Source organism: Achromobacter sp. 1011811831 (assembly GCF_059760905.1).
Genome location: NZ_JCBANG010000085.1, coordinates 21,861 through 28,690, shown reverse-complemented (window position 1 = coordinate 28,690; position 6,830 = coordinate 21,861). Strand labels below are relative to the sequence as shown.

The following is a 6,830-nucleotide window of genomic DNA, read 5'->3' as shown; positions in this document are numbered from 1 at the left end:
GCGCGGTCCGGGCCTGAAGGCCGGGCCGCGCCGGTGTGGCGCGCCGGATCAGGCCGTGGCGGCCATCTCCAGCACTTCGTCGTCGACCGGCGTGGCCTGGCCGTCGCGCAGCTTTTGCAGATGATCGGCCAGCTCGGCGATGGTCAGCGCCACCAGGCCGTGCTGGGCGGCGTAGCGCTCCAGCGCGGCGCCGCGCATCATGGTGCCGTCGGCGTTCATCAGTTCGCACAGCACGCCGGCCGGACGCAGGCCCGCCAGCACGGCCAGGTCGACCGAGCCTTCGGTGTGGCCGCGGCGGGTCAGCACGCCGCCGGGCTGGGCGCGCAGCGGGAACACGTGGCCGGGGCTGACGATGTCGCCGGGTTGGCCGGTGGGCGAGACGGCGGCGCGGATGGTGGTGACCCGGTCGGCCGCCGACACGCCGGTGCTCACGCCTTCGCGGGCCTCGATCGACACGGTGAAGGCGGTGGCGTGGCGGCTTTCGTTCTTCTGCACCATGGGCGGCAGGCCCAGGCGGTCCAGCGCCTCGCCGGGCAGGCACAGGCAGACGATGCCGCTGCCGTCGCGGATCAGCTGCGCCATGACGGGCACGGTGAGCTTGTCGGCGGCGACGATCAGGTCGGCCTCGTTCTCGCGGTCGAAGTCGTCCATCAGGATGACGGGACGGCCCAGGCGCAGGTGATGCAGGGCGCGCTGCAAGCGGGCCTCGAACGGCTGGGAAGCCAGGCTGGGAAGGGATTGCTGCGGATTGGTAGTGGACATGTGAAACGCTCTCGCGGAAAAAGTGGGCGAAAAACGTTTCAGGGCTATGCGACAGCCGAACAGAAAACCGCTGGCCGGACGCAAGCGCCCGGGCAACCGAGTATGTGCCGGCACATCTTCTCTCATCCGGACTATGACCGTCGGCCCTGGCATCTCACCAGGTCTGCTGACCCCGGCGTTCCTGGGGAACACCGGGCGCTCGCGGGCTCGCCACATTGCGTGGCATACCGCCGGTGGGGAATTTCGCCCCGCCCTGAAGACGTACTGCATGTCGTGTTAACGACCGGCTGATTGTACGCCTGCCGGGGCGGGACGGGGCAATACGCCTGCCGCCGGTGGGGTTTCAGGCGGGGGACGGAACCGGCGCGGTCTTGTGCGTGGCGCGGCGCTTGGCGGCGGGGGACTTGGACTGGGCTGCTTCCGGCTGGGCAGTGGCTTCGGCCGGCTTGCGGGCGGGTTTCCGCGCCGGCTTGGTGGCGGCCTGGCCGTTCGCTTGCGCGGGCGCGTCCTGCTTGGCTGCGGGTTTGGCGTCCGGCTTTGCGTCCAACAGTGCGTCCTGTTTGGCGCCCGGCTTCACCGCTTGCTTCGAACCGCCCCGTTTTTTCGTGGGCGCGTCCGCGCTCTTGGCCACGGGCTGCGCCTCGGCCTGCCTGGCCTCGGCCAGCTTCTTCTGCGCCTTCTTCTTCTGCTTGTCCGACAGCGCCAGCATGGTGCCGCGGCACGGCGGCGTGCCGCAGAGGCAGCGGTAGCCGTCGCGCAGCGCCTTGGTGATGCGGCCGTCCAGCACCAGGCCATAGTCGTAGGACAGCTCTTCGCCGCGCGCGATGTCGCGCACGGCCACGATGTAGACGCGCTTGCCGTGCTTGCCTTCCTGCGCCTCGCAGTTGGGTTCGCAGGAATGGTTGATCCAGCGGGCGTCGTTGCCCTCGTCGCCGCCGTCGATCACGCGGCCCGAGCTGAGGGCGAAGAAGAAGGTGTGGAACGGATCGTCCGGATTGGTCGGATGGCGGCGGTCCGCTACCTTGGCGCTGATGCGCTGGCCGCCGTATTCAATGATGCGCGTGCCCGCGGGGATCTTGCGCGCGGCGAAGACGCCGTTGCCGTGCAGCTTGGAGCGGCGGACGGCGTGCCAGGGCTTGATGGGGGTGTCTTCGGAGGCGGTGGTCATGGGGCTGCGGGCCTTTGGGGGCGATGAAACGAAACAGAATTATATCGGCGCGTCCATGACCGTTTGACAGGCGTATAGTGAGCGCGCCGCGTATCCGCTTTCCGGTTTTCCTTTCCGGTTCCTCTTTCCGTCTCGCCTTTCCTTCCCACCCCATCATGATCGTCCGTCCGCGTCCTTCCGCGCTGGCCCTGTTCTTCATTCTGCGCGGCTCCATCATTCCGCGCATCTTCAGCCGCATTCTCGTCATCACCCTGCTGGCCGGCCTGGTCGTGTGGATGTACCACGACCGCATGTTCTCGCCCGCCCACCTGTCCGCCGTGCCCTTCTCGCTGTTCGGCCTGGCGCTGTCGGTCTTCATGGGTTTCCGCAACAACGTCTGCTACGACCGCTGGTGGGAAGCGCGCAAGCAATGGGGCGATCTCATCGTCCAGTGCCGCAGCCTGGCCCGCGAAAGCGCGGTGCTGCTGGCCGCCAGCACCGCCAACCCGGTGCAGGAACGCATCGTGCGCCGCTGCATTGGCTTCGCCTACGCGCTGGCCGCGCGCCTGCGCGACGAGGACGCCCTGGCCGCCGCCCGGCCCTGGGTGCAGCTGGACGAGGCCGAAACCCTGGCCGGCTGCCGCAACGTGCCGGACGCGCTGCTGCTGGCCATCAATCGCGACCTGGCCGCCTGTCTGCGGCGCGGCGAGCTGACCGACATCCTCTACCAGGCCCTGACCCAGCGCGCCGCCGCCTGCGCCGCCATCCAGGCCGCCTGCGAGCGCATCAAGTTCACGCCCTCGCCCTTCGCCTATTCGCTGCTGCTGCACCGCACCGCCTGGCTGTTCTGCCTGCTGCTGCCCTTCGGGCTGGTGGGCGCGCTGGAATACCTGACCCCGGTGGCGGTCACCATCATCGCCTACACCTTCTTCGGCCTGGACGCGCTGGGCGACGAACTGGAAGATCCCTTCGGCAAGGACGAGAACGACCTGCCCCTGTCCGCGCTGGCGCGCGTCATCGAGATCGACCTGCTGGAAGGTCTGGGTGTGCGGCCGCTGCCGGAGCCGGCGGTGCCGGTGGATTATGTGTTGAGGTAGGGGGGGCGGGGATGCCGCGAATTTGCGGGGACCCACAATAGATTGGGTTCAGTTGCCCGGCTACAGTGAGCACAGGCGCCTCGTGAAATGGCATGGCGCTTCGATGCGGCATGCTGTTTGGGAGACCTACGCTGTGATGGATCACGACGAATGCAAGGCTCATACCTCTGCCGAGACTACTTGCGCGAGTAGCGAACGCCCTATTCTGGCACCTGCGACCAGCGACAGCGGCATGCAAGAAACACGGCATCTGCTCAGTACGAAAGCCAACGCCAAGCGCCTGCGAAAATCCATTGCGAATTTGCGGGCCGGAAGACTCCTGATGTTCGGTATCCGAAAACCGGGTCGCACCTGAACTGAATGGCCAGGGCCTACGCCTGGTTTGCACGAACCTAGGGGGTTGCCGCGCCCGTCAGCGGCAGCATCGTCTCCTTCAAGCGCCGCAGCACGAAGCAAGACTTGCTGTGTCGGATCCCCGGTATCCGGTACAGCTGTTCGCGCAGCAGGCGCTCGTAGTCCCGCGTGTCGCGCACGGCGATGCGGATGTAATAGTCGTAGTCGCCCGACACCAGGAAGGCCTCCAGCACCTCCGGAATCTGGGCCAGGGCGCGGCCGAATTCGTACAGGGTTTCCTCGCTGTGGCTTTCCAGCGTGACGTGCACGATCACCGTGTCCATGAAGCCCAGGCTGGCCGGGTCGATGTCCACCGTGTAGCCGCGGATCACCCCGGCGCTTTCCATGCGCTTGATCCGGTTCCAGCAGGGCGTGGACGACAGGCCCACGGCCGCGCCGATGTCGTTGAGGCTGGCGCGCGCGTTCTGCTGCAGCACCTTCAGAATGGCCAGGTCGAACTTGTCCAGGTTCATTTTCTTCAAATCCTCCATGTTGAAGATGAATTTACTCCGTATGGCCGTTATCTGTGGAAAAGAAGATAAAAATTCTTCCCATCCACGAATAAGATAGTCAGCATGAACGATCGCCTCCACTCCGCCGCCCTTGCCGTCCTGCCGGACGCCGATTCCACCGCCTCGCGCCCGGCCGCCGGCCCCGCCGCCAACGGCGCCCGGATCCTGTTGGAAACGCTGATTGCGCATGGGGTGGACACGATTTTTGGCTACCCCGGCGGCGCCGTGTTGCCGCTGTACGACGCGCTTTACGCCGAGCCGCGCCTGCGCCATGTGCTGGTGCGCCACGAGCAGGCCGCCGTCCATGCCGCCGAGGGCTATGCCCGCAGTACCGGCCGCACCGGCGTGGTCTTCGTGACGTCCGGCCCGGGCATGGCCAACACCACCTCCGGCCTGCTGGACGCCATGTGCGATTCGATCCCGGTGCTGTGCATCAGCGGCCAGGTGGCCACGGCCGCGATCGGCACCGACGCCTTCCAGGAATGCGACGCCATCGGCATCTCGCGCTCGGTGACCAAGTGGAACACCCAGGTCCGCGCGGTGGACGACGTGGCCGCCGTGGTGAGCCGCGCCTTCGAACTGACGCGCCAGGGCCGGCCCGGCCCGGTGCTGCTGGATTTCCCCAAGGACGTGCAGCTGGCCGTGCCGCATGACGCCGACATTGACGTGCCGGCCGTGCCCTCGCAGCAGAAGCTGGCCGCGCTGCGCGCGCGCCGTCAGGCCGGCAAGCTGGCGCCCAAGCTGCCGCAGTCGGCCGTGCGCCGCGCCGCCGCGCTGATCGCGCAGGCCAGGCGTCCTATTTTCTATGGCGGCGGCGGACTGGTTAACGCCGGCCCCGAGGCTTGCGCCGCCTTCACTGAGCTGGTGCGCCACACCGGCGCGCCCTGCACGCTGACGCTGATGGGCCTGGGCGCCTTTCCCGCGTCCAGCGCGCAGTTCGTCGGCATGCTGGGCATGCATGGCACGGTCGAGGCCAACCTCGCCATGCACAACGCCGACCTGGTGGTCTGCATCGGCGCGCGTTTCGACGACCGCATCACCGGCAAGCTCTCGGAATTCTGTCCCCACGCGCGCAAGATCCACATCGACATCGACCCCGCCTCGATCAACAAGGTCGTGCGCGTGGACGTGGCGCTGGTCGGCGACTGCCTGCCGCTGGTGCAGGCGCTGCGCGCCGAGCTGGGCGACGCGCCGCTGGACCCGGCGCGGCTCGCGCCCTGGTGGGACCGCATCGCTACCTGGCGCGCCCGGGACTGCCTGGGCTACACGCCCTCGGCCGAGTCCATCCTGCCGCAGCACCTGATGGCGCGTCTGAACGCCGCGCTGGACGGCCGCGACGCCGTCGTCTCCACCGACGTGGGCCAGCACCAGATGTGGGCCGCGCAGTACCTGCGCTTCGACCAGCCCAACCGCTGGCTGACCTCGGGCGGCGCCGGCACCATGGGCTACGGGGTGCCCGCCGCCATCGGCGCGCAGATCGCGCACCCGGACAAGACCGTGGTCTGCGTCAGCGGCGACGCGTCCGTGCTGATGAACATCCAGGAACTGTCCACCGCCATGCAGCACCAGACGCCGGTCAAGGTCGTGCTGTGCAACAATGGCTACATGGGCATGGTGCGGCAATGGCAGGAGCTGATCCACGGCGGCCGCTACAGCCACAGCTACAACGCCTCGCTGCCCGACTTCGTGGCGCTGGCGCGCGCCTTCGGCTGGGGCGCGGCGCGCGTGGACGATCCGGCCCAGCTGGACGCCGCGCTGGCAGAATGCCTGGCCCACGACGGCCCCTACTTCCTGGACGTGGCGGTGGCCGCGCAGGAAAACTGCTTCCCCATGATGCCCGCCGGCCACGGCCACCAGCGCATGATGCTGGCCGAAGGCGTCTGGTACCAGGACGAGACGAGCTGAGGTGGGAGCGGGAGTGGGAGTGTCCTTCCGCTGGGCCGCCCCGAGGAAGGACAGCCCCCTTGGGGGGCAGCAAGCGCGTAGCGCGCGGCGTGGGGGCCTTCCCCTCGCTGGGCCGCCCCGAGGAAGGACGGCCCCCTTGGGGGGCAGCAAGCGCGTAGCGCGTTTCCTTAGAACTGGATCGACAGTCCGCCGTCCACCACCAGCACGTGTCCGTTGACATAGGACGCGGCGCGCGAGGCCAGGAACACGGCGGCGCCGGCGATTTCCTCCGGCTCGCCCCAGCGGCCCGTCGGATTGCGCGCCGCGACGCGCGGGCCGACCGAGGGGTCGGCAATCATCGCGGCATTGGTCTCGGTGGCGAAGGTGCCCGGCGCGATGGCGTTGCTGGTGATGCCGCGCCCGCCGAACTCCGCCGCCAGCGCCCGCATTCGCCCACCACGGACGTGATGGCGATCAGCCGGCCGCCGCCCTGGCGCACCATGCGCTCGGCCGCCAGCTTGGACAGCAGCAGGCCGGCCACCAGGTCGGTGTCGATCAATTCGCGGATCTCGGCGGGCGTGGTGTCGGCCAGCGTCTTTCGGTTGCGCGCGCCCACGTTGTTGACCAGGATGTCCAGCCGGCCATGCTCGGCGTCGATGCGGGCGAAAGCCTGCGCCATGGCGGCATCGTCGGCCACGTCGAAGGCCAACGCATGCGCGTCCAGTCCGTCGCGCCTGAGCGCGTCGGCGGCCGCCTCGGCCGCGGCGGCATTGCGGCCGTTGATCAGCACGCGCGCGCCACAGCCGGCCAGCGCCCGCGCGATGCACAGGCCCAGCCCACGGGCCGACCCGGTCACCAGCGCGACCTGGCCGCCGAGTTCGAAGTTGCGCAGATAAGGCAGGGTATTCATGTCATTCGCCTATGGCTGGGAACGGGAACCGGGAAGGAAACGGCGTGCTTGTTGGATCGCAGGCTCGTCCCGACCGGGGCCGCGCGGATCCGGCTTCGCCGGTCCGCAGCGGCGCCCCCTTGAGG

The 6,830-nt window shown here is 68.7% G+C and carries 4 protein-coding genes, 2 pseudogenes and 1 riboswitch; of the genes and pseudogenes, 2 read left to right on the top strand and 4 right to left on the bottom strand.

Annotation, left to right across the window (positions count from 1 at the left end):
• Window positions 1–48: 48 nt before the first annotated feature.
• Together ribB and AC6LJ9_RS24840 are read right to left on the bottom strand one after the other, a co-directional pair.
• Window positions 49–762 (bottom strand): 3,4-dihydroxy-2-butanone-4-phosphate synthase, encoded by a 714-nt coding sequence (ribB, locus tag AC6LJ9_RS24845; RefSeq protein ID WP_498149587.1) that lies wholly within the window; start codon window positions 760–762, stop codon window positions 49–51.
• 110 nt (window positions 763–872) lie between these two features.
• A riboswitch (FMN riboswitch) is annotated at window positions 873–1,027 on the bottom strand.
• 405 nt (window positions 1,028–1,432) lie between these two features.
• Window positions 1,433–1,930: pseudogene (locus AC6LJ9_RS24840) on the bottom strand (SET domain-containing protein); the annotation flags it as partial.
• A gap of 155 nt (window positions 1,931–2,085) precedes the next feature.
• Between AC6LJ9_RS24840 and AC6LJ9_RS24835 the strand changes: the two are divergent.
• Window positions 2,086–3,006 (top strand): bestrophin family protein, encoded by a 921-nt coding sequence (locus AC6LJ9_RS24835; RefSeq protein WP_498149586.1) that lies wholly within the window; start codon window positions 2,086–2,088, stop codon window positions 3,004–3,006.
• A 392-nt stretch (window positions 3,007–3,398) separates the two neighbouring features.
• Here the strand turns inward: AC6LJ9_RS24835 and AC6LJ9_RS24830 are convergent, their stop codons facing one another.
• Window positions 3,399–3,872 carry an Lrp/AsnC family transcriptional regulator gene (locus AC6LJ9_RS24830; RefSeq protein ID WP_498149585.1) on the bottom strand — a complete coding sequence of 158 codons (474 nt, stop codon included), beginning with the start codon at window positions 3,870–3,872 and terminating at the stop codon, window positions 3,399–3,401.
• Window positions 3,873–3,965: 93 nt separating this feature from the next.
• On the opposite strand from AC6LJ9_RS24830, the gene ilvB reads away from it, so the two are divergent.
• Window positions 3,966–5,816 (top strand): biosynthetic-type acetolactate synthase large subunit, encoded by a 1,851-nt coding sequence (ilvB, locus tag AC6LJ9_RS24825; protein WP_498149589.1) that lies wholly within the window; start codon window positions 3,966–3,968, stop codon window positions 5,814–5,816.
• A 167-nt stretch (window positions 5,817–5,983) separates the two neighbouring features.
• On the opposite strand, the pseudogene AC6LJ9_RS24820 reads toward ilvB, so the two are convergent.
• Window positions 5,984–6,705: pseudogene (locus AC6LJ9_RS24820) on the bottom strand (SDR family oxidoreductase).
• Window positions 6,706–6,830 lie beyond the last annotated feature (125 nt).

Bases quoted from the DNA above. Each gene is read 5' to 3' on its own strand.
- AC6LJ9_RS24830 (WP_498149585.1), bottom strand. From the start codon at position 3,872: ATGAACCTGGACAAGTTCGACCTGGCCATTCTGAAGGTGCTGCAGCAG.
- ribB (WP_498149587.1), bottom strand. From the start codon at position 762: ATGTCCACTACCAATCCGCAGCAATCCCTTCCCAGCCTGGCTTCCCAG.
- AC6LJ9_RS24835 (WP_498149586.1), top strand. From the start codon at position 2,086: ATGATCGTCCGTCCGCGTCCTTCCGCGCTGGCCCTGTTCTTCATTCTG.